This window comes from Corynebacterium tardum (assembly GCF_046717785.1).
Lineage (GTDB): Bacteria > Actinomycetota > Actinomycetes > Mycobacteriales > Mycobacteriaceae > Corynebacterium.
This window is the reverse complement of record NZ_CP177104.1, coordinates 976,761-995,843: the sequence shown is the minus strand read 5'-3', so window position 1 is coordinate 995,843 and position 19,083 is coordinate 976,761. Positions and strand designations below refer to the sequence as shown.

Annotated in this window: 14 protein-coding genes and 2 pseudogenes; 6 read left to right on the top strand and 10 right to left on the bottom strand. The window is 63.1% G+C overall.

Annotation, left to right across the window (positions count from 1 at the left end):
- Nucleotides 1-28: 28 nt before the first annotated feature.
- Both eno and ACLI1P_RS04830 read right to left on the bottom strand, forming a co-directional pair.
- Nucleotides 29-1,306 carry a phosphopyruvate hydratase gene (eno, locus tag ACLI1P_RS04835; RefSeq protein ID WP_408931716.1) on the bottom strand — a complete coding sequence of 426 codons (1,278 nt, stop codon included), beginning with the start codon at nucleotides 1,304-1,306 and terminating at the stop codon, nucleotides 29-31.
- Between the two features lie 142 nt (nucleotides 1,307-1,448).
- Nucleotides 1,449-2,240, bottom strand: coding sequence for a hypothetical protein (locus tag ACLI1P_RS04830; RefSeq protein ID WP_411709541.1), 792 nt, complete (start codon nucleotides 2,238-2,240; stop codon nucleotides 1,449-1,451).
- 212 nt (nucleotides 2,241-2,452) lie between these two features.
- On the opposite strand from ACLI1P_RS04830, the gene ACLI1P_RS04825 reads away from it, so the two are divergent.
- Nucleotides 2,453-2,875, top strand: coding sequence for a hypothetical protein (locus ACLI1P_RS04825; RefSeq protein WP_411709540.1), 423 nt, complete (start codon nucleotides 2,453-2,455; stop codon nucleotides 2,873-2,875).
- Here ACLI1P_RS04825 and ACLI1P_RS04820 read toward each other — a convergent pair.
- The gene (locus ACLI1P_RS04820; protein WP_411709539.1) at nucleotides 2,872-3,486 is read right to left on the bottom strand and encodes a MazG nucleotide pyrophosphohydrolase domain-containing protein; all 615 of its coding nucleotides are present in this window, start codon (nucleotides 3,484-3,486) and stop codon (nucleotides 2,872-2,874) included. The two genes, ACLI1P_RS04825 and ACLI1P_RS04820, sit on opposite strands and share 4 nt — an antisense overlap.
- Before the next feature lie 80 nt (nucleotides 3,487-3,566).
- Between ACLI1P_RS04820 and ACLI1P_RS04815 the strand changes: the two genes are divergently transcribed.
- Nucleotides 3,567-5,054, top strand: a complete 1,488-nt coding sequence (locus tag ACLI1P_RS04815) for an amino acid permease (protein WP_411709538.1) — start codon at nucleotides 3,567-3,569, stop codon at nucleotides 5,052-5,054.
- A 22-nt stretch (nucleotides 5,055-5,076) separates the two neighbouring features.
- Here ACLI1P_RS04815 and ACLI1P_RS04810 read toward each other — a convergent pair.
- The 7 genes and pseudogenes from ACLI1P_RS04810 to ACLI1P_RS04780 form a co-directional block, all read right to left on the bottom strand.
- A pseudogene (locus ACLI1P_RS04810) lies at nucleotides 5,077-5,884 on the bottom strand (zinc-dependent alcohol dehydrogenase); the annotation flags it as partial.
- Between the two features lie 40 nt (nucleotides 5,885-5,924).
- On the bottom strand, nucleotides 5,925-6,371 hold the full coding sequence (locus ACLI1P_RS04805) for a hypothetical protein (RefSeq protein ID WP_411709537.1): 447 nt from the start codon (nucleotides 6,369-6,371) through the stop codon (nucleotides 5,925-5,927).
- Nucleotides 6,372-6,546: 175 nt separating this feature from the next.
- Nucleotides 6,547-6,999, bottom strand: a complete 453-nt coding sequence (locus ACLI1P_RS04800; protein ID WP_411709536.1) for a hypothetical protein — start codon at nucleotides 6,997-6,999, stop codon at nucleotides 6,547-6,549.
- Nucleotides 6,999-10,637, bottom strand: a complete 3,639-nt coding sequence (mfd, locus tag ACLI1P_RS04795; RefSeq protein WP_411709695.1) for a transcription-repair coupling factor — start codon at nucleotides 10,635-10,637, stop codon at nucleotides 6,999-7,001. Before mfd ends, ACLI1P_RS04800 begins: the two co-directional genes overlap by 1 nt.
- A gap of 12 nt (nucleotides 10,638-10,649) precedes the next feature.
- Nucleotides 10,650-11,258, bottom strand: a complete 609-nt coding sequence (locus ACLI1P_RS04790) for a TetR/AcrR family transcriptional regulator (RefSeq protein WP_411709535.1) — start codon at nucleotides 11,256-11,258, stop codon at nucleotides 10,650-10,652.
- A 150-nt stretch (nucleotides 11,259-11,408) separates the two neighbouring features.
- A complete protein-coding gene (locus ACLI1P_RS04785) occupies nucleotides 11,409-12,158 on the bottom strand; it encodes a trimeric intracellular cation channel family protein (protein WP_296132569.1) in 750 nt (249 codons plus the stop codon).
- A 124-nt stretch (nucleotides 12,159-12,282) separates the two neighbouring features.
- Nucleotides 12,283-13,884 (bottom strand): multicopper oxidase family protein, encoded by a 1,602-nt coding sequence (locus tag ACLI1P_RS04780; protein ID WP_408931723.1) that lies wholly within the window; start codon nucleotides 13,882-13,884, stop codon nucleotides 12,283-12,285.
- A gap of 70 nt (nucleotides 13,885-13,954) precedes the next feature.
- On the opposite strand from ACLI1P_RS04780, the pseudogene ACLI1P_RS04775 reads away from it, so the two are divergent.
- The 4 genes and pseudogenes from ACLI1P_RS04775 (at nucleotide 13,955) to ACLI1P_RS04760 (ending at nucleotide 18,935) form a co-directional block, all read left to right on the top strand.
- Nucleotides 13,955-15,188: pseudogene (locus ACLI1P_RS04775) on the top strand (MFS transporter).
- A gap of 64 nt (nucleotides 15,189-15,252) precedes the next feature.
- Nucleotides 15,253-16,716: a bifunctional UDP-N-acetylglucosamine diphosphorylase/glucosamine-1-phosphate N-acetyltransferase GlmU gene (gene glmU, locus ACLI1P_RS04770; protein WP_411709534.1), complete on the top strand. Its 1,464-nt coding sequence runs from the start codon at nucleotides 15,253-15,255 to the stop codon at nucleotides 16,714-16,716.
- A 24-nt stretch (nucleotides 16,717-16,740) separates the two neighbouring features.
- Nucleotides 16,741-17,715 (top strand): ribose-phosphate diphosphokinase, encoded by a 975-nt coding sequence (locus tag ACLI1P_RS04765; RefSeq protein ID WP_296132537.1) that lies wholly within the window; start codon nucleotides 16,741-16,743, stop codon nucleotides 17,713-17,715.
- A gap of 104 nt (nucleotides 17,716-17,819) precedes the next feature.
- Nucleotides 17,820-18,935 (top strand): hypothetical protein, encoded by a 1,116-nt coding sequence (locus tag ACLI1P_RS04760; RefSeq protein ID WP_408930326.1) that lies wholly within the window; start codon nucleotides 17,820-17,822, stop codon nucleotides 18,933-18,935.
- Nucleotides 18,936-19,083 lie beyond the last annotated feature (148 nt).

The window sequence follows — 19,083 nt, the reverse complement described above, 5'->3', positions numbered from 1 at the left end:
CTGTTATTTCTAATGCGAGTCTAGGGAATTAGCCCTGGAAGCGCGGGAATGCGGAGCGTCCGGCGTAGACGGCAGCCTCGCCCAGCTCCTGCTCGATGCGCAGCAGCTGGTTGTACTTGGCAACGCGCTCGGAACGAGCCGGTGCACCGGTCTTGATCTGTCCGCAACCCAGAGCGACAGCGAGGTCAGCAATGGTGGTGTCCTCGGTCTCGCCAGAGCGGTGAGACATCATGGTGCGGTAGCCGTTGCGGTGAGCCATGTCGACGGCGTCGAAGGTCTCGGTCAGGGTACCAATCTGGTTAACCTTCACGAGCAGAGCGTTAGCGGCCTTCTCCTCGATACCCTTGGCCAGGCGCTGCGGGTTGGTGACGAAGAAGTCATCGCCCACGATCTGGACCTTCTCGCCGATGGTCTCGGTGAGCTTGGTGTAGCCCTCCCAGTCATCCTCCTGCAGCGGGTCCTCGATGGAGACGATCGGGTAGTTGGCAATGAGATCCTCGTAGACCTTGGCCATCTCCTCAGCGGTGTGCTCGCCGCCCTCGAAGTGGTACTTGCCGTCCTTGAAGAACTCGGAAGAAGCAACGTCGAGCGCCAGGGCAACGTCCTTGCCCGGCTCGAAACCAGCCTTCTTAATAGCCTCGATGATGAGGTCCAGAGCAGCCTTGGTGGACTCAGCCTCCGGGGCGAAGCCGCCCTCGTCGCCCAGACCGGTGGACAGGCCCTTTGACTTCACCACGGACTTCAGTGCGTGGTACACCTCAGCGCCCATGCGCAGGGCTTCCTTGAAGCTCTCTGCACCGATCGGTGCAATCATGAACTCCTGCACGTCAACGCCGGAGTCAGCGTGTGCGCCACCGTTGACAATGTTCATCATCGGAACCGGCAGGACGTGAGCGTTCGGGCCACCAACGTAGCGGTAGAGCGGCAGGCCAGCGGACTCAGCGGCAGCCTTTGCAGCGGCGATGGACACGCCGAGGATGGCGTTAGCGCCGAGGCGGGACTTGTTCTCGGTGCCGTCCAGGTCAATGAGGGCCTGGTCGATGAGGCGCTGGTCATCAGCCTCGAAGCCAGCGATCTCGTCGGCGATCTCCTCGTTGACGTTCTTCACCGCGTTGAGCACGCCCTTACCCAGGTAACGGTCGCCACCGTCACGCAGCTCGTGAGCCTCGTGAACACCGGTGGAGGCGCCGGACGGAACGCCAGCGACGCCGTGTGCGCCGTCGTCCAGGAAGACCTCTGCCTCAACGGTCGGGTTACCGCGGGAATCAAGAATTTCGCGTGCCATTACGTGGATGATGTCAGCCATGCTGCTTTCACTCCTATTGAGCTAAATTGATTTTGGGTTTGTGCTTCGGGAGTTGGTCCCAAACCACTTGGAGCCAATTGTTCCAGAAAATCTCGGACCGTGTCGGGCAGAAACGGGCAACGTGACAAAGATCTAGGCTGCGCTAGGACGTCGCCGGCTGCTGGATGGCATAAGAATTCGCCGCAGCAGCCACTTTACGCAGGTAATCCTCGGATTGATTGTAGTTCATCACCGCAGCACGCCAGCCCTCTTCGGTGGACAAATCTCGGTCCCCGAAACATAGTAGGGCGGCCGCACCTAGTGCAGCATCGTCGATTTGGTTGGGATCGGCGTCGCCGTCGCCGTTGGCATCGCGCCCTAAATGTTCCCACGAGGAGGCGATGAATTGCATGGGGCCGACTGCCCGATCAAACTCGGTGTCGCCGTCAATCGCGCCGCCGTCGCTATCCGGAACGACGGTGGTGTTGTTCGAGCCATCGAGGGCAATTCCCACAATCGGCGGCTGGGGGTAGCCTCCTTCATCCAGTGAAGAACGGTGGAAGAGGTTTCCGTTATATGTGCCGTGCCGGGTTTCCACCCAGCCGATTCCGGCCAGGGTATTCCAACGCAGGTTACACTTCGGCCACGACTCACGCGCGATGAGCTCGGCGTTGCCGTACGCGCGCAGCGCCTGGTCAGGAATGCTGGTGTCATTCGCCAGCCGCTCCGACCACCACGTCAGCTTGTCCGACGTACGCCCCGGGGCATCGACGTTGATATCCGGAACCTCTGCCCCACCCACCGGCGGCAATGCCTCCGGAACGGGATCAAGCTGCTGGAATGGCGTGGGCTTATCCAAGAAAGAAAGCGCCCATCCCACCATGGAGATGATCAGGATGATGGCCAGAACGATGGCGAGGCCACAGCCCCCGATTCTTCGCATCCCCTTGGTCATACCGAGGAATAGTACAGGCCAACCCTGCAGCCGACGGGATGCGACACCGCCCATTGTTGTCAAAATGTTATGTCATAGAATTCCCATCCTTAACACCGTGGATTAGACTTCTCCTTTGAGCGGCGCCCTACGTCCTCGCCGTTCGCACCTTAAAGTCATCTGTCGTTTCACGTCGGGATCCGGAGTATCCCCCGCAAGCACCAAGGAGTTCTATGTCCATCCGCCGAATTGCCGCCACCGCGGCCGCAGCCCTCACCCTGGGCGCCGCTGCCCCTGCTTCCGCGTCTGCCACACCTCTCGACGAGCTGGGCGGCGTCCTGTCCCAGGGCATCGAGACCGTAGACTGCAACACCCTGCGCAGCACGCTGAACCTGATTGACGCCTCCACTGAGGGCGAGCTCCTCACGGCGGACACCACCCGCAACCAGCTCTCTCAGAACCTCTCCGGGCTGGGCGCCACTCAGGATCTAGGCCCGCTCGGCTTCGTCGCTATCAAGTACGCGAGCCAGACTGCTGACCGCGCTCAGGAGTGCAAGATCGTCAAGGAAGATACCCTCCTCACCGGCGGCACCGGCCTGTCCTCCAAGATCGCGGACTACGCCCCGATGCTCTCCTCCATGCTGACGAAGAACTAAGCGTTCTCTCGGGCCTTCCCCTCGGCCCACAGGCGCTCCTGCGCCTCTACCCCGACGACGTCCTCCGTGCCGTCGAAAAGGTAGGGCGCGCGGGAGCGCATTTTTGTTACAAAGGCTTGGGCCACGTCATCAAGCGTGAACGCGCCACGCCGTGCGGCAATCTCTGCGTGGAACAGCACCTGCAGGAACACATCCCCCAGTTCCTTCAACAGTTCGGCCTCCTCGGCTCGGCCCCGGACTGCCTGTATGAACTCCGCGGATTCCTCCTCCAGGTAAGGCAGGAGGCTCTCATGAGTTTGCTCGCGCTCCCACTCACCAATGCTCCGCGCCCGCGACATCACCGCGCGCGCCTGCCACAGCGGATCCTGCCGAGAGGGCGCCTCGATAACGTCCACGTTGGCGTCGATAAGCGCCCGCACCTGCGGATCAGTGGCGTCTGTGCTAACCAGCGTACCCTCGCCCTGCGGATCCTCACCGCACAATAAGTCGTCGAAATTCCAACGCACCTTCACCGGCACCTCGCCAGTAAAAACCACAGGTCCGCGCAGCTTTCCGTAGGCTTCCATGGGGATCATCGTGGGCCAGCGCGGATCGAGCAACAGCACAGTCATAAGCCCTTAGTATAAGCCGTGCCCTACCGAGGCTTCCCCACGGTTACGCACCAGCCCGCCATAAAGGGTAGTTTTGACCCATGACCACTACACCCATCACCGAATCGCCGCGTCCGCACTCCGTGACGCTGTGGACGCTTGTTGCGCTCATCATCGGTTCCACTGTGGGCGCCGGCATTTTCTCCCTGCCGCAGAACATCGCCTCCGTGGCCGGCCCCGGCGCCATGCTGCTGGGCTGGTTTATCGCTGGAGTGGGCATGCTCTCTGTCGCCTTCGTCTTCCAGATCTTGGCGCACCGTAAGCCGCACCTGGATTCCGGCGTGTACTCCTACGTGCGCGCCGGCTTGGGAGACTTCATTGGTTTTACTTCCGGCTGGGGCTACTGGCTAGGTTCTGTCATGGCGCAGGTGGGCTACGCCACCCTATTCTTCAACACGATTGGCCACTACCTGCCATTCTTCGATGCGAACCACCAATGGGTGTCCGCCATTGCCGTCTCCCTGCTATCCTGGGGAATCTTCGCCGTGCTAGCCTGCGGCATTAAGCAGGCCGCCATCATGAATATGGTGACCTCGGTGGCCAAGATCGTGCCTATCTTGGCATTTATCGTGCTCATCGCCTTCCTAGGGTTCAGCTGGGACAAGTTCACTCTGGATTTCTGGGGAGAGCGTTCCGATAAGTCCCTGTTTGAGCAGGTCCAGGGCATCATGCTCTTTACGGTGTGGGTGTTCATCGGCGTGGAGGGCGCGTCCGTGTATTCCAAGCAGGCGCGCACGCGAGCCGACGTCGGACGCGCTACCGTCATCGGCTTCATTAGTGTGCTCGCCCTCCTAGTTTCCGTCTCTACGCTGAGCTTCGGCGTGCTCACCCAGGAAGAGCTGGCGGCGCTTCCGGATAATTCCATGGCCTCCGTGCTCACCGCTGCCGTCGGTTCGTGGGGCGGCGCGCTCATCTCGCTGGGCCTGTGCCTTTCCGTGCTCGGCGCCTACGTCTCGTGGCAGATGCTCTGCGCGGAACCGATTGTCATGATGGCCATCGATGGCCTGCTCCCCCGCAAGATTGGCACCATCAACGTCGCCGGCGCGCCGTGGGTGGCCCAGCTGATTTCCACTCTGGCTATTCAGCTCCTCGTGCTCGTCTTCTTCCTCAACGAGACGTCCTATAACGCCATGGTGCAGCTGGCTACCATCATGTACCTGCTGCCCTACATCTTTTCTTCCCTGTACCTTCTGCTGCTCACGGTGCGTGGCACGGGGCTCAGCCACCCGCAGGCGGGAGTGCAGTTTGATCTGTCCGGACCGGAGATCAGCCGCCGCGACAATCGACGCCACCTGGGCATCGCCATCATCGCCTTCGTCTACTCCCTGTGGCTCATCTACGCCGCCGATCCGGTCTACGTGCTCCTGGGCGCGCTGGCCGTCGTACCGAGCATGTTGCCGTACGTGGCCACGCGCCTATACAAGAAGGAGCGGGTGTTCAACTCCTTCGAGTGGGTCGTCGTCGTCCTCGTCATCGCCGGTGCCGTCGCTGCCGTCTGGGGCTTGAGCACCGGCCGACTTACGCTCTAGCTCCTAGTAGCGAATGACGCGACGGCAGGCCGTTGAACACGATGGTGCTGCCCTTGCGCGCCATGCCGATGGCCTGGCCAAAGGCCTGCGGGTGGACCGCGGTCACCAATACGCCATGAGCGCCGCCCTGGGTGTAGGCGGTGACCGCCTCAGCCGGGTCCTGCTCCTTCGCATTCACCACAAACTCCGCGCCGTGTTCCTTGGCCAGGGCCAGCTTGTCCTCGGCGATATCTACCGCAATGACGCGCATGCCCATGGCCACCGCGTACTGCACCGCCACGTGGCCCAGACCGCCGATACCGGAAATGACCATGAACTCGCCGGGGCGGGTATTGGCTTCCTTCAGCCCCTTGTACACCGTCACGCCGGCACACAGAATGGGCGCGACCTCAAGGGGGTCGGAGCCTTCCGGGATCCGGGCGCAATAGCGCGTGTCCACGAGCATGTACTCGCCGAAGGAGCCGTTGACGGTGTATCCGCCGTACTCCGCGTTGGGACAGTAGGTTTCGCGGCCGGTGCGGCAGAATTCGCAGGTACCGCACGCGGACCACAGCCACGCGTTGCCCACCATGTCACCGACCTTGACGTCGTGCTCACCGGGGCCCAGCTTGACCACTTCGCCGACACCTTCGTGGCCGGGAATGAAGGGCAGCGGGGGGCTTGACGGGCCAATCTCTCCCCCCGGCGGCGTGCACGTCAGTGTGGCAAATTCCCGACGCCACATTCTTGACCAGTGCCCGGAAGCGGCCAGGCTCGGGAAGATCCTCTTCACGGATGGTGAGGGTGGGGCCGAATTCCTCCACGACTGCCGCGGTGAATTTCTCAGACATGTGATGTCTCCTTTCCAGAAACGACCCTGCGACCCCGTTCTTACGCCGCGTTGTCCCAGCTTTCGGGCGTTTTCGGGACTCGGCGCGACTGTACGGCCCACATCACACAACAGACCACCCACCCCAGATGGCCCGCCACCGACACCGCGAGCCCGACGTTGACAAAGGCCCCGCACGTATCCGGTCCACACCACGGCGGATAAAAGGTGGTCGGCATGTCACCGGCGTCCGGCATGCTGGTGATAAAGACCAGAAAACCTAAGAAGGACAGCGCGCAGAAGAGATAGCCCACGCGCGGGCGAAACACAAAGCCGCTGCGGATAAGAAACGGCAGCGCCGACAACGCCACCCAGAACGCGACAGGGATAAATGCCCCCAGCCCGAGGAGGAGCCACAGCCAACCGCCGTTCTGTGTCAGCAACTTGATGAGAAGGGCGAAGGGAATGACAACCAGGGAGCACACTAACCAGGTGATAAACAGCCACATTCTGTGGTTAACAGGTCTCACGCCCTTAGTATGTCATTCCCTCGACACTGAGGGCGTATTTTTTCGCCTTTCCACCGGTCGCGTCCACGCGGTCCAGCCATCCACAGGCGGCAGTGAAGTATGAACTCTACTGCCGCGACAATCGACGACACCCGGGCGCGCTAAAGGGGATGCTCTACAGCACTTCTGGCTTGGAGCGCGAGCGGACCGCGTAGAAGAGACAGGAGCCAATCCACAGAAGGTGGCCTACGACGCTGATCCCCAGGCCAACGCAGGCTGTGACAACAGCAGCCTTCTCATTTCCAAACCACCAGGCAGGAACCGAAACGGGTCCATAATCACCAAAATCAGGCATGTTCGAGTAGAACACCGCGAAGCCGATAAAGGTCATGACTAACCCCGCCCACGCCCACGCAAGCTTGCTAGGGAATTCTCTACGAATAAGTAAGGGGAGTAAGCCCAGAGCAATCCAGATGCCTACGATAAACAACCCGTAGAACAGCACAACGATGACTAGCCAGCCCCCACTTTTACCCAACAACTTCACTGCAATCGAGAGCGGAATAGTCAACACAGCTGCAACCATCCACACTGCCAGCAACACGATGCGGAGGTTGGCCGCCTTCATTACTTCTCCCCTACGCTAATGACGTTCTTCTCGGCTTTTCCGCCGGTCACGTCCACGTGGTCCAGCTCAAACATGGAGCTCAAGAAGTTTGCCATCCACTGCACCAACTCGACGTCGCGCAGCTTCGGGTCGGTGACGTTGCGCCCGGCCTTGGGGAAGCTGAGTTGGATCGCCTTGGCCGCCGCGCGGTAGTTGGAGCCCGGGAAGAGGCGCTTGAGGCGAATCTGCTTGGAATCCGCCAGCTCCACTGGGTGGACCTTGATGCGCGTGCCCTGCACCGTGATGTCGGAAACACCGGCCCGGCGTGCCTGGTGGCGCAAGCGGGCCACGGCCAGAAGCCGCTGCACCGGCTCCGGGACGGGACCGTAGCGGTCCTCCATCTCCTCCACCGCCTGTTGCAGGTCCTGGTCGTCCTTGGACGCCGCCAGCTTGCGATAGACCTCGAGACGCAGGCGCTCGGAGTTGATGTAGGACTCCGGAATGTGCGCGTCAACAGGCAGGTCGATGCGGATTTCCTTCGGGCCCTCCTCTGTGACTGCTGGGGCTTCTCCCCTGGCCAGCGCTTTGAAGGTCTCCACGGCTTCGCCCACGAGGCGAACGTAGAGGTCGAAGCCCACCCCGGCGATGTGGCCGGACTGCTCCGCACCGAGGACATTGCCGGCACCGCGCATCTCCAAGTCCTTCATGGCCACGGCCATGCCGGCGCCCAGGTCGTTGTTCTGCGCGATGGTGGCCAGGCGGTCGTAGGAGGTCTCGGTCAGCGTGGCGCCCTTGGGGTACAGGAAGTAGGCGTAACCGCGCTCGCGGGAGCGGCCCACGCGCCCGCGCAGCTGGTGGAGCTGCGACAGGCCCATGTGGTGGGCGTTTTCCACGATGAGCGTGTTGGCGTTGGCAATGTCCAGGCCGGTCTCCACGATGGTGGTACAGACCAGCACGTCGAACTCGCGGTCCCAGAAGCCCTGCACGGTCTGCTCCAGGACCTCCTCATTCATCTGGCCGTGCGCCACCACGATGCGCGCCTCCGGCACGAGATCTCGCAGCTCGCGGGCCTTCTTTTCAATGTCCGCGACCTTGTTGTGGATAAAGAAGACCTGGCCATCGCGCAAGAGCTCGCGGCGAATGGCCGCGGCAACCTGCTTGTCCTCGTACGCGCCCACGTAAGTGAGGACCGGGTGGCGGTCCTCCGGCGGGGTGAGGATGGTAGACATTTCGCGGATGCCCGCCATGGACATCTCCAGGGTACGGGGAATCGGGGTGGCGGACATGGTGAGCACATCCACGCTGGCCTTGAGCGCCTTGATGTGTTCCTTGTGCTCCACGCCGAAGCGCTGCTCCTCATCGACGACAATGAGTCCCAAGTTCTTCCACTGCACGCCGGTCTGCAGCAGGCGGTGGGTACCAATGACGATGTCCACGGAGCCATCCGCCAGGCCGGCGAGGATCTCCTTTGACTCCTTGGTGGAGGTAAAGCGCGAGAGCACCTCGATGTCTACCGGGAAGCCTTGCATGCGCTCGCGGAAGGTGTCGGTGTGCTGCTGCGCCAGCAGCGTGGTGGGCACGAGCACCGCGACCTGCTTGCCGTCCTGGACAGCCTTGAAGGCAGCGCGCACGGCCACCTCCGTCTTGCCGTAGCCCACGTCGCCTACGACGACGCGGTCCATGGGCACCGTCGATTCCATGTCGTGCTTGACCGCATCGATGGCCAGCATCTGGTCCTCGGTCTCGACGAAGGGGAAGTTGTCTTCCATCTCCGCCTGCCACGGGGAATCCGGGCTGAACTGGTGGCCGGGCGCGGCTTGGCGCTTGGCGTAGAGCTCCACCAGCTCGCCGGCGATTTCGCGCACGGCGGCGCGCGCCTTCTTCTTCGTGTTCTTCCAGTCGGAGCCGCCCATCTTGGACAGAGTCGGTGCCTCGCCGCCGGTGTACTTGCTCAGCAGGTCCAACGAATCCATGGGGACCCAGAGCTGGTCTGCCGGCTGGCCGCGCTTGGAGGCGGCGTACTCCAGCACGATGTACTCGCGGCGCGAGGTCTCATCGCCGGATTGAATGGTGCGCTCGGCCATCTTGAGGAATTTGCCGATGCCATGCGTCTCGTGCACGACATAGTCACCCTGCTTGAGCGCCAGCGGATCGACGCGATTGCGGCGCTTGGCCGGGCGGCGCTTGGCGCCCGCAATATCGCCCACGCGGTTACCGGTGAGATCCGTCTCCGTGACAACGACGAGCGGGAGCGCCTCGGCGTCCTTGAGCTTGCGTACCTTGGGAAAGACCAGGCCAGCGTGGCTCAGTGCCTGGTAGAGCGTGACCTCGCCGGGACTCGGCTCCCAACCAGGTGTGGCCACCTTGGTGGGAATTCCCTTCTCCGCGAAGCGCTCCACCATGCGCTTGATCGCACCTTGGGCGGGGGCGATGAAGGCAGCGCGCCCACCCGCGGTGGTGTGGGCAAGCAGCTGCGCCATCATGGCGTCGATCTGCTCGATGTCGCCGCGCGGGGTGGGTCCTGGCTCAAAGTCCAGCGGCAAGGTTTCGGACTCGGCGGCGGCGAACATCCCCGGAGGCGCGAAGGTCCACAGCGGCGCGTTGATGGCAGCGCACGTCGCCTCCAGGGACTCGTAGGAGCGGTAGCTGGAGGCCTCAGTATCCAATCCTTCGGCAGCCAGCGGGCCGTCCGCACCCATAGCCGCGGCTTCCCAACCGGCGGCCAGGAATTCGGAATCGGTGGATTCCAGATCTGCGATACGGGTACGGATCTTCTCCGGCGCCACGAGCAGCACGTGCGTGCCAGTGGGAAGCAGCTCGGGGAGGGTGACAAAGGAGCCTTCGGCCAGCACTGCCAACAGGGCCTCCATGCCATCGGCCGGAATGTGCTCGCCTACCTTGGTGAGCAGCTCCGCCAACGCCGCGTTGCCGCCAAACTTCTGTGACAGCTCGCGCGCGCGGGCTGCGACCTCGTTGGTGATGGGCAGCTCGCGGGCCGGGTAGATGGCTACCTCGCCGACCTCAATCTCACTAAAGGCGCGCTGGTCCGCCACGGAGAACTGGCGGATGTCCGTAATCTCATCGCCCCAGAACTCCACGCGCACCGGGTAATCCGAGGTGGTGGGGAAAATATCGAGGATGCCGCCGCGGGTGGCGTACTCGCCCCGCTTGGCCACCATATCCACGTGCTTGTAGGCACGAAACTCCAGCTCAGAGACGATATGAGAGAACTCGTGCTCCTCTTCTTCCTTGAGGAAGATGGGCGCGCGGCCCTCGACCTCACTGAGAACCGGCTGGCAGTAACCGCGCGCGGAGGTCACCACCACTTGAGCTTTGCCTGCGCCGACGAGGTCCAGCACACGCGCACGCTTGCCGACGATATCCGGAGCCGGCGACAGCCTCTCATGCGGGAGGGTCTCCCATGCGGGGAAATACGCCACCTTATCCCCCATCATCGCGGACAGCTCCGCGGAGAGATCCTCCGCCTCGCGCCCGGAGGCGGTGACGACGAGGACGGGCGCGTGGTGCGCCACGGTGCCAATGGCCCAGGGACGCGCCTGGTCAATGCCCGTAATGTGCAGGGACTGGGTGCCTACCTGCGAAGCCAGTCCCTTCAGCTTCGGATCAGAGGCGGCGACTTTCAGCAGCCCGCCCAGCATCGGGGTGGTCATTTAGTTTTCTCCCTTCAGCTTCGGCGCGGCTTGCATCCCGGACAGGCCGTTCCAGCACAGATTAACAATGTGCGCCGCGACAGTTTCGCGCGACGGTTCGCGCTCATCCAACCACCACTGCGCAGTGGTGGCAACCATGCCCACTAGCGCCTGGCCATACAGCGTGGCCAGCTCCGGGTCCAGACCGCGGTGTTCGAAGGCTTCTCCCAGAATGTGTGCGACCTGATTGACTGCGGTATTAAGCAGCGTGGAGAAGCTGCGCTCATCCCCTGGCTTGGAATCCCGCACGAGGATCAGGAAGCCATCCGTTTGTTCCTCCACGTTGGTCAGGATCGCCACCACAGCGCGCTCGATGCGCTCGCGCCACGAGCCGGTTTCCAGCGACTCTGTAATGACCTTTTCCAAGGCCACCAGTTCGCGGTCGATGACGACAGCATAGAGGCCTTCTTTGCCCCCGAAGTGCTCGTAGACGACGGGCTTGGACACGCCCGCCCGCGCAGCGATTTCTTCCACGCTGGCGCCGTCGAATCCGAGCTCAGCAAACGCCGCCCGGCCGACGGAAATCAACTGTTCACGGCGCTCGCGGCCGGTCATCCTCTGTCGAACCATGCCCCTACTGTATATCCCCCGTCGGACACGCCCTGTGGGGTGGAGGCGTTTAGGTCTGTCCGCCCCGCGTCAGGTAACATGTCATCCAGCGCTCGCGCAGAGTGCTGTTTCCCCATGGTGTAATCGGCAACACTACGGTTTTTGGTACCGTCATTCTAGGTTCGAGTCCTGGTGGGGAAGCTTTTTGCGTTTTCCATGCCCCCGCCGAAAGCCCTTAAGCTCCGCTTTCTTCGCAATGGCAGCGACCTGAGCCGCTGTGTCGTTCACCGGCGCCACGCCCGCGCGCGGCAGCACCCACCCGCGCCAATAGGACGTGATGGCCATGCCGCTGCCCACAATCGGCGCGATAATCATGCCCAGGGCAAAGTGATCGAAGTGCGCGAACCCGACCATCACCACGCCGGTGAGCACAGCGGGGACGGCGTAGAGCGGCGTGCCGCCAAAGACGGCGGGGATCATCCCGGAGGCCACGTCGCGCACCATGCCGCCGCCCACCGCGGTAAGCACGCCCAGGAAGACGCAGGCGATGAGTGGCATGCCATTGGCCAGCGCCTTCACGCAACCGGTGGTCGACCACACGCCCAAGATGATGGCGTCGCCGTGCTCGCGGAAGATCTCCCAGGCCTTGCCCTTGAGATCAGTAAGGAAGGCGATCAGCGCGCCCACGCAAGCAAGCGTGAGGTAGAGCGGGTCAGAAATAGCCGCCGCCGGGCCGCTGGCGATGAGCATGTCACGAATCATGCCGCCGGCGAGGCCAGAGAAGAGGGCGAGGAAGACAAAGCCGATGATGTCGAATTCCCGCCGGCGTGCGATGGTGCCGCCAATGATGCCGTTGAGCACCACGCCGATGAGGTCAAAGGCTTGGTAGAGAGAGTTGATGAGTGGGTCGACGTCCTGAATCACAGGTATTGACCATAGCGTAATTCGGGCTCCGCGCGGGAGGGTGGCAACCGGCGAAAACTACCGAGTAACGCCGACGATCCACCTTTCGCGCGTGGTCTCCTCGGCAGGTTTCAGCGCTGGGCTACGCCCCGCCCTCGGGTGAGGCATACGGGCTGCGCGAGGAGTCCACGACCTGGTTGGCGTGCCCGGCGTGGTCGCCGGCGTCCTTGTCGAAGACTAGGGCTCCGGGCTTGACGCGCACGTCGGGTTTCTCGCCCTTGTCCACGATGACGTACTGCCCCATCATCCCCTGGTCCTCATGCAGCAGCATGTGGCAGTGATACATGTACGGGATGGTCTTGTCGGGGAAGTGCCCGAATTCCACCAGCAGCCGGGCAGTGACCTTCGGCGGCAGGTTGACAATGTCCTTCCAGCCGGAGTTGAAGACCTTCATCTTCTCCTCCCCATCCCAGTCCAGCACCTGGAAGCGGGCGTTGTGGATATGGAAGTTGTGCGGCCAATCGGAGTTTTCGTTCGTGACGGTCCAGATCTCCGGCGCTGCGTGGTCGATGACGGTATCGACCCGCGTCATGTCCATCTGTTCGCCGTTGATCATGAAGGTATTGAGGACGAACTCGCGCTCGGTGAGCCCCTCCGGGGAGGGAGTTTTAGCCGCAGCGGGGTCCAGTGTCGCGGGTAGCGCCGGCGGCTCGGGGGCGGACTCGTCGGGGCCGGCGATGCTAAGTAGATCGAAGGAGTCGCGGAAGCCGAAGTCGGCGGCGTTGTCGTCCTTAGGGACGCCGAAGTTGTCCTTGCGTGGAACGGAGCGCAGCTGCACGTCCTTCCCCGGCTCCAGGTCCACGATCACCTCGGCGCGCTCGCCGGGACCGAGCAGGAGGGAGTCGACCTCCACGGGGGCGTCGAGAAGCCCAGCGTCCGTCGCGATGACGTGAAACGGCCTCTGCCCCAGCTCCAGGGTGTAAAAGCGCATGGACGCACCGTTGAGCAGCCGCAGGCGAACCCGGCGCGTCGTCGCCTCGAAGCGGGCGTTGGTGATGCCATTGACCAGCGGGGTCGTGCCCAGAAGCCCCAGTGTGCCATCGCTTTCCTCATCCATCTGGCCATCCTCGGTGAATTTCGCGTCCATGATGACCACAGGGATATCGTCCACTCCGTACTCGTGTGGCAGGTCGAGTCCGTCGGAGGTGTCGTCATCGAGGATGAACATGCCAGCAAGCCCGCGGTAGGCGTGGGTGGCCGTGGCGAGGTGCGGGTGCGGGTGGTACCAGACCGTGGCGGCCGGTTGGATTATCTCCCACTCGGGCTTCCACGTCTCACCGACCTGGATGGGCGAATGGGGGCCGCCATCGCAATAGGCAGGCAGCTGGATCCCGTGCCAGTGGACTGTGGTCATCTCTTCCAGGTCGTTGCTGATTTCCGCGCGAATCTTCTCTCCGCGGCGCGCCCGCAGCGTTGGGCCGAGGAAGGGTCCGTTAAAGCCCCACGTGCGAGTGCTGTTGTTGCCCGGCAGAATCTCCGAGTGGCCAGCTTGTGCGGTGAGGGTGAAGACTCGGGTATCACCGTCCATCACTCCCTCCTCAACAGGTGGGATGGGCAGGGCGCGCGGCTCGCCGTCGAACCCTTGGGGAGCAGGCTGATCCGCGGAGCTCGAGCACGCGGCGAGGGCGACGCCCGCCGCGCTAAGAACCGTTCCCTGGACAAATACACGACGTGAGACAGACATGTCTCTCACGTTAGGCGGTCAGGTAATCCTTAATCCACGCTTTGACCGCACCGGGCTTAAGATCACAGCCATGTCTCTTCCTGCACAGGAATCCGCCAATGCCCGTCGCTTCATTTGGTCTAACGGCCTGCAGGGCGTGGGTGATCAACTTCTCTCCGGCAAGACAGTACTGCCCTGGCTGTTCAGTGCTGCGGGCGTGCCTGGCTTCTTCACCGGCCTGCTCGTCCCCTTGCGCGAGTCCGGGTCCATGCTGCCCCAGGCTGCGCTGACCCCGTGGGTGACCTCGCACCCGGCACGCAAGCGCCTGTGGATCCTGGGTTCGGTGGGCCAGGGCGTGTGCGCAGCCGTGATTGCTGCGGCTGCAGTGCTGGTCAGTGGTCCACTGCTCGGCGTCATCGTGTGCGTCGCGCTCGCCGTGCTCGCTCTGCTGCGAGCCCTGTGTTCCTTGACCGGCAAGGACGTGCAGGGACGTACCATTTCCAAGGGCAGCCGCGGCCTGGTTACCGGGAGGGCTACCCAGTTGGGCGGCGCCGTCACTCTGGTGACCGGCGGCGTTTTGGCCTTCCTGGGGGGAGCTGCCCCGCTGGGGCCTGGCACTACTGCTGGCCATTGGCGCGGTCACCTGGATTATTGCGGCGGCGGTCTTCCGCCACATTGACGAGCCCGTGCCGGAGGACGCAAGCCACCAGGGCCTGGATAAGAGCTGGTGGAAGGACACGTGGCAGCTTTATACCGAGGACGCGCGCTTCCGCAACTTCGTCAACGTGCGCGCGCTGCTGCTGGTTTCCGCGCTGTCGACGTCCTTTATCGTGGTGCTCTCCCAGTCCGTTGGTTCGCAGACGCTGAGCGGGCTCGGTGGCTTCGTCTTGGCCTCCGGCCTGGCCAGCCTTGTCGGCGGGCGCGTCTCAGGCGTGCTCTCTGATAGGTCCTCGCGCTTGGTGATGTCCTTCGCAGCTGGAGCCGCAGCGCTCATCCTCCTGGCAATTGTGGCGTGTGCGGCGTGGGCGTCGGCGTCGGTAAGCGCCTGGGCCTTGCCCGTGGGATTCTTCCTGGTAAACCTCGCCCACGCCGCTATCCGCGTAGCCCGTAAGACCTACGTGGTGGACATGGCCGGTGAGGACAAGCGCACCCGCTACGTGGGCGCGGCGAACACCATGATGGGCGTCATCCTGCTCGTAGTCGGCGGTATTTCCGCGGTCATTTCGCTGGCTGGCCCATCTGCCGCCATCCTCTTTCTGGCCATCGTCGGGTTGCTCGGAGCGTGGCGTGCCCGGGCCCTGCCGGAGGTCTCGCACGGAAAGTGATACATACGCGTTATGATGTTTGTTTGTAAGTCCTGACACCCAACTACAGGAGACGCACACACCCGTGGCTGAAACTACTGACTGCGCCGCACTTGTCCTTGCTGCCGGCGCGGGCACCCGCATGAAATCCTCGACCCAAAAGACGTTGCATGAGATTGGCGGGCGGTCCCTGCTTGGCCACGCGCTCCATGCCGCGGCGGGTCTAAACCCGCAGCACCTCGTGGTCGTCGTTGGCCACCAGCGCGACCAGGTCTCCCCCGCCGTCGAGGCCATCGCGCAAGAGCTGAACTGTGAGGTATCCCAGGCCGTTCAGGAAGAGCAGAACGGCACGGGCCACGCCGTCCAGTGCGGCCTGACCGCCCTGCCGGATTTCACCGGCACCGTCATCGTCACCAACGGTGACGTCCCGCTGCTGCGCCCGGAGACTCTGCGCCAGCTGCACGAGGCTCACACTTCCCAGGGCAACGCGGTCACGGTGCTGTCGATGTCCCTGGAGGATCCGACCGGTTACGGGCGCGTGCTGCGCGCCGAGGATGGCTCGGTGACGGCCATCGTGGAGCAGAAGGATGCCACCGAGGAGCAGCGCGCAGTGCGCGAAGTTAACTCCGGCGTCTTCGCGTTCGACGGGGCTGTGCTGCGTGACGCCCTGACCAAGCTCAACTCCGACAACGCACAGGGCAAGCTCTACATCACCGACGTGCTCGAGATTGCCCGCGAAGGCGGCCACAACGTGGGGGCACACGTCGCCGCGGACCCGGATGAGCTTTCCGGCGTCAACGACCGCGTGCAGCTCGCCGCTGCCGGCCGCATGCTCAACCGCCGAGTGGTGGAAGAAGCCATGCGCGGCGGCGCCACGATTGTGGATCCGGAGACCACCTGGATCGGCGTCAACGTCACCATTGGCAAAGACGTTGTCATTCACCCCAACACGCAGCTGTGGGGTGCCACCTCCATTGCTGATGACGCCGAGATCGGCCCCGATACCACCCTGACCAACATGCAGGTGGGCAAGGGAGCCAGCGTCGTGCGCACGCACGGCTTCGATTCCGTCATTGGCACCGACGCACAGGTTGGCCCGTTTACCTACATCCGCCCGGGCGTCATCGTGGGCCAGGAAGGCAAGCTCGGCGGCTTCGTGGAGGCCAAGAAGGCGCAGATCGGCCGCGGCACCAAGGTTCCACACCTCACCTACATCGGTGACGCCACCGTGGGTGACTACTCCAACATCGGCGCGTCCTCCGTCTTCGTCAACTACGACGGCGTGAACAAGCACCACACCACCATTGGCAGCCACGTGCGCACCGGCTCCGACACCATGTTCATTGCGCCGGTCACCGTGGGCGATGGCGCGTACTCCGGGGCGGGTACAGTAATCAAGGACGACGTTCCTGCGGGAGCGCTCGCGGTCTCCGGTGGCAAGCAACGCAACATCGAGGGCTGGGTCCAGAAGAAGCGCCCGGGCACGCCGGCGGCGGAAGCCGCCGACAAGGCACAGGGTGCTGCAGCAGACGACGAGACCACTAACTAACAACAAGCAAAGGGATATGTACTGATGACTGGCAAGGTTACCGGCAGCAGCAAAAACATGAAGCTCTTCACCGGCCGCGCACACCCGGCGTTGGCTGAGGCTGTGGCTAAGGAGCTCAACACCGAATTGGTTCCGACCACCGCCCGGGACTTCGCCAACGGCGAAATCTTCATCCGCTTCGAGGAGTCCGTGCGTGGCGCCGATTGTTTCGTGATGCAGTCCCACACCCAGCCGCTCAACAAGTGGCTGATGGAGCAGCTCATCATGATTGATGCGCTCAAGCGTGGTTCCGCTAAGCGCATCACCGCCATCCTGCCGTTCTACCCCTACGCCCGCCAGGACAAGAAGCACCTGGGCCGCGAGCCCATTTCCGCCCGTCTGGTGGCAGACCTGCTCGCCGCCGCCGGCGCGGACCGCATTGTGTCCGTGGACCTGCACACCGACCAGATCCAGGGCTTCTTCGACGGCCCGGTGGACCACATGCACGCGCAGCCGATCCTGACGCGCTACATCAAGAACAACTACTCGCTGGACAACCTGGCGGTGGTCTCCCCCGATGCCGGCCGTGTCAAGGTGGCGGAGAAGTGGGCGCACGAGTTGGGCGATGCCCCACTGTCCTTCGTTCACAAGACCCGTTCCAAGACCGAGGCCAACAAGACGGTGTCCAACCGCGTGGTCGGTGACGTTGAGGGCAAGGATTGCGTGCTTCTCGACGATATGATTGACACCGGTGGCACCATCGCCGGCGCGGTCCGCGTCCTCAAGGAGGCCGGCGCAAAGTCCGTCATCATCGCCTGCACCCACGGCGTGTTCTCCGACCCGGCACGCGAGCGCCTGTCCGAGTGCGGCGCGGAGGAGGTCATCACGACCGATACCCTGCCGCAGTCCACGGAGGACTGGAGCAACCTCACGGTGCTCTCCATCGCCCCGCTGCTGGCAAAGACCATCCACGAGATCTTCGAGAACGGTTCTGTCACCACCCTCTTCGAGGCTCACTAGTTACCACCGTGGTGGCTGCGGCTTGTCACTGCGCGGCTAGAATTTAGTGAATTTTTGAGCCAAAAAGTGTCCACTACCTTCACCAGTAGTGTTAGATTAAGCACATGCTCACTTACGCTAAAACCTCGCTGCGCACAGCTCTCATTGCCGCAGCCACCACGTCTCTCTTTGCTGGCGCAGTCGTCGCTGCCCCGGCAGCGCACGCCGCCGAACCCTCCACCGTGTCCACTGGGTGCAAGGTCACCCAGTCCCACTTCAACGACTACGGGGTCGATGTCACCGCTTACGACACCCCCGACGAGCTTCTCCAGGCCACGCTCGACGCCGTGGGCTACACCGAAGGCAAGGTTGGCGCCAAGGTCCAGCTGAACTGGTGGACGGCCCGCGTGGGCGAGGCCACCTCGTGCGGCTTTGTCACCGACCCCTCTACCCCGCCGGAGGACGCGCCCACCGAGAAGCCCACCGAGAAGCCCACCGAGAAGCCGGCGGACAAGCCAGCTGATAAGCCTGCCACCCCGGCTGAAGATGAGCCGGCGCTCAAGCCGCTGTGCAAGCTCAACAAGAGCCAGTTCTCCGCCCACGGCGTGGACGTGGATGACTACACAAACGATTCCGCCCTGCGCACCGCCATCCTCGACGCCGTGAACTACCAGCGCGGCGAGACCGGTTCCGCGGTACTGCGCAACGTCTGGGAGGACCGCCTGAACAAGGCCGTGGACTGCGGCTTCGTCACCACCGACGTGCCAAAGCTGAACAAGCCGGGCCTCAACGCAATCGTCCCGTGCGGCACGCTCGATGACGCCCTGCGCAAGTCCGGTATCGATACCGCCGAGTACAACCACGCAGAACTCTCCAAGAAGCTGCGCCGCACGAACATGTCGGAGGAGCCGATTGGCAAGCTGATCGGTGCCGAGTACTTCGATGACATTGCGGACCGCGCCCAGGATTGTGGCCTGGTCACGGCTACCCCGCGCGGATCCCTGGCTGGCAGCTCCAAGGGCTTTGATCAGGCGGCGGCTGGCGCTGACCTCATGAGCTCGTTGAGCTCCAAGGACGGCGATCCGGATAAGCCGGCCTCCAGCGGTGACGATCTGCAGACTGGCGTCATCGTGGGCGGCGTCATCGCCGCCATCCTCGCCCTCTTCGGTATCGGCTCCGTCGTTGGCCCGCAGCTGGTCAAGTTGCTGCCGCCGCAGCTGGCTGGCCTGCTGCCGCACTAGAGAGAAGTTTGCTTCTTTCCCCTCGTCCGTGCTAGATTTTTATGGTCTCGGCGAGGGAGAAATCCGTTATCGACGCGATTACATAAGTTAAGCAGTGAATTCTTGTTGAGGAATTCTTTTCAAGCCTGCGATGACTCGTCCAAGACGT

Bases quoted from the DNA above. Each gene is read 5' to 3' on its own strand.
- eno (WP_408931716.1), bottom strand. From the start codon at position 1,306: ATGGCTGACATCATCCACGTAATGGCACGCGAAATTCTTGATTCCCGC.
- ACLI1P_RS04830 (WP_411709541.1), bottom strand. From the start codon at position 2,240: ATGACCAAGGGGATGCGAAGAATCGGGGGCTGTGGCCTCGCCATCGTT.
- ACLI1P_RS04825 (WP_411709540.1), top strand. From the start codon at position 2,453: ATGTCCATCCGCCGAATTGCCGCCACCGCGGCCGCAGCCCTCACCCTG.
- ACLI1P_RS04820 (WP_411709539.1), bottom strand. From the start codon at position 3,486: ATGACTGTGCTGTTGCTCGATCCGCGCTGGCCCACGATGATCCCCATG.
- ACLI1P_RS04815 (WP_411709538.1), top strand. From the start codon at position 3,567: ATGACCACTACACCCATCACCGAATCGCCGCGTCCGCACTCCGTGACG.
- ACLI1P_RS04805 (WP_411709537.1), bottom strand. From the start codon at position 6,371: ATGTGGCTGTTTATCACCTGGTTAGTGTGCTCCCTGGTTGTCATTCCC.
- ACLI1P_RS04800 (WP_411709536.1), bottom strand. From the start codon at position 6,999: ATGAAGGCGGCCAACCTCCGCATCGTGTTGCTGGCAGTGTGGATGGTT.
- mfd (WP_411709695.1), bottom strand. From the start codon at position 10,637: ATGCTGGGCGGGCTGCTGAAAGTCGCCGCCTCTGATCCGAAGCTGAAG.
- ACLI1P_RS04790 (WP_411709535.1), bottom strand. From the start codon at position 11,258: ATGGTTCGACAGAGGATGACCGGCCGCGAGCGCCGTGAACAGTTGATT.
- ACLI1P_RS04780 (WP_408931723.1), bottom strand. From the start codon at position 13,884: ATGTCTGTCTCACGTCGTGTATTTGTCCAGGGAACGGTTCTTAGCGCG.
- ACLI1P_RS04765 (WP_296132537.1), top strand. From the start codon at position 16,741: ATGACTGGCAAGGTTACCGGCAGCAGCAAAAACATGAAGCTCTTCACC.
- ACLI1P_RS04760 (WP_408930326.1), top strand. From the start codon at position 17,820: ATGCTCACTTACGCTAAAACCTCGCTGCGCACAGCTCTCATTGCCGCA.